This is a genomic window from Mesorhizobium sp. M4B.F.Ca.ET.214.01.1.1 (genome assembly GCF_004791545.1).
Taxonomy (GTDB): Bacteria; Pseudomonadota; Alphaproteobacteria; order Rhizobiales; family Rhizobiaceae; genus Mesorhizobium; species Mesorhizobium abyssinicae.
On record NZ_SRUX01000037.1, the window covers coordinates 1 to 2,500 of the forward strand.

The window sequence follows — 2,500 nt, forward strand, 5'->3', positions numbered from 1 at the left end:
TTGGTTGCGGGGACAGGATTTGAACCTGTGACCTTCAGGTTATGAGCCTGACGAGCTACCGGGCTGCTCCACCCCGCGTCAACTACGAGCAAGCGTTTGCTTGCGACCACGAGCAAGCGTTTGCTTGCGACCACGAGCAAGCGTTGGCTTGCGTCCTTAGAGGTAAGTTTTAGCTTACCGGAATCAAGAGGTCTGCCAAATGAAAGGGCCGCTTGCGCGGCCCGGGCTCCCGTTTGGCGGGCCTCATGCATGTCGCTCAAAAGTGTTAGCGGTTTTGAGGCAACGCCATGCATCACAACAATCGTAATGAGAAGATGAACGTGCGTTTGGCAGACCTGGCAGCGACCTACTCTCCCGCGTCTTGAGACGAAGTACCATCAGCGCTGGAGCGTTTCACGGCCGAGTTCGGAATGGGATCGGGTGCAGCCGCTCCGCCATAACCACCAGGTCGGCAAAACGCACGTTGTTCGAGAAGCTTTTTGAGCGAATAGCCGATGGTGAGCAGCCGATAGGGAACCCTATTTGCTGCTTTTCCAAGCTGTTCGCTGGTCTTTGTTGTGCTCTCACATCCTCCCTTTTGGGAGCGATGGATATTAGGAATGAGAACGATCAAGCCGATCGAACTATTAGTACCGGTAAGCTTCAAGCGTTGCCGCTCTTCCACACCCGGCCTATCAACGTGGTCGTCTTCCACGGTTCTCAGGGAATACTCGTTTTAAGGTGGGTTTCCCGCTTAGATGCCTTCAGCGGTTATCCCGTCCGGATATAGCTACCCTGCTATGCGGCTGGCGCCACAACAGGTCCACCAGAGATCCGTCCATCCCGGTCCTCTCGTACTAGGGACAGATCCTTTCAATATTCCTACACCCACGGCAGATAGGGACCGAACTGTCTCACGACGTTCTGAACCCAACTCACGTACCGCTTTAAATGGCGAACAGCCATACCCTTGGGACCTGCTCCAGCCCCAGGATGCGATGAGTCGACATCGAGGTGCCAAACAACCCCGTCGATATGGACTCTTGGGGGTCATCAGCCTGTTATCCCCGGCGTACCTTTTATCCGTTGAGCGATGGCCCTTCCACGCGGGACCACCGGATCACTATGACCGACTTTCGTCTCTGCTCGACTTGTCAGTCTCGCAGTCAGGCAGGCTTATGCCATTGCACTCAGCGAACGATTTCCGACCGTTCTGAGCCCACCATCGCGCGCCTCCGTTACTCTTTAGGAGGCGACCGCCCCAGTCAAACTACCCACCATACATTGTCCCGGACCCGGATAACGGGCCGCGGTTAGACATCCATAGAGATAAGGGTGGTATTTCAAGGGTGGCTCCACCAAGGCTGGCGCCCTGGCTTCAAAGCCTACCACCTATCCTACACATGCCACTACGAATGCCAATGTAAAGCTATAGTAAAGGTGCACGGGGTCTTTCCGTCTAACCGCAGGAACCCCGCATCTTCACGGGGAATTCAATTTCACTGAGTCTATGCTGGAGACAGCGGGGAAGTCGTTACGCCATTCGTGCAGGTCGGAACTTACCCGACAAGGAATTTCGCTACCTTAGGACCGTTATAGTTACGGCCGCCGTTTACTGGGGCTTCGATTCAGAGCTTGCACCCCTCCTCTTAACCTTCCAGCACCGGGCAGGCGTCAGACCCTATACGTCGCCTTGCGGCTTCGCAGAGCCCTGTGTTTTTGATAAACAGTCGCTACCCCCTGGTCTGTGCCACCCTCCTCTGCTTGCGCAGAAAAGGGTCACGCTTCTTCCGAAGTTACGCGTGCAATTTGCCGAGTTCCTTCAGCATAGTTCTCTCAAGCGCCTTGGTATACTCTACCAGACCACCAGTGTCGGTTTCGGGTACGGTCTATAAGGAGGAGCTATTTCCTGGAACCGCTCCGCTGCCCAACCAATCCGATAAGGTTGAACAACTTGTGCGATCCGTCACTACCTCCAGGCCCACGAATATTAACGTGGTTCCCATCGACTACGCGTTTCCGCCTCGTCTTAGGGGCCGGCTAACCCTGCTCAGATTAACTTTAAGCAGGAACCCTTGGTCTTTCGGCGGGGGAGTCTCTCACTCCCCTTACGTTACTCATGTCAGCATTCGCACTTCTGATACCTCCACCGCCCCTCACGGGTACGGCTTCATCAGCTTACAGAACGCTCCGCTACCGCTCGTGATTGCTCACGAACCCTAAGCTTCGGTGTATGGCTTTAGCCCCGTTACATTTTCGGCGCAAAGACCCTTATTTAGACCAGTGAGCTGTTACGCTTTCTTTAAATGATGGCTGCTTCTAAGCCAACATCCTGGTTGTTTTGGGATCCTCACATCCTTTCCCACTTAGCCATAACTTGGGGACCTTAGCTGTAGGTCAGGGTTGTTTCCCTTTTCACGACGGACGTTAGCACCCGCCGTGTGTCTGCCGACTAGTACTCCCAGGTATTCGGAGTTTGGTTAGGTTTGGTAATCCGGTGAGGACCCCTAGCCCATCCAGT

The 2,500-nt window shown here is 54.6% G+C and carries 1 tRNA gene and 2 rRNA genes (1 of these 3 cut by a window edge); all 3 read right to left on the reverse strand.

The features are described 5' to 3' along the window. Nucleotide 1: 1 nt before the first annotated feature. A tRNA-Met gene (locus tag EN857_RS33040) sits at nucleotides 2-78 on the reverse strand. Between the two features lie 255 nt (nucleotides 79-333). Continuing rightward, nucleotides 334-448 (reverse strand): 5S ribosomal RNA (rrf, locus tag EN857_RS33045). 157 nt (nucleotides 449-605) lie between these two features. Continuing rightward, nucleotides 606-2,500 (reverse strand): 23S ribosomal RNA (locus EN857_RS33050) (it continues 929 nt past the right edge of the window).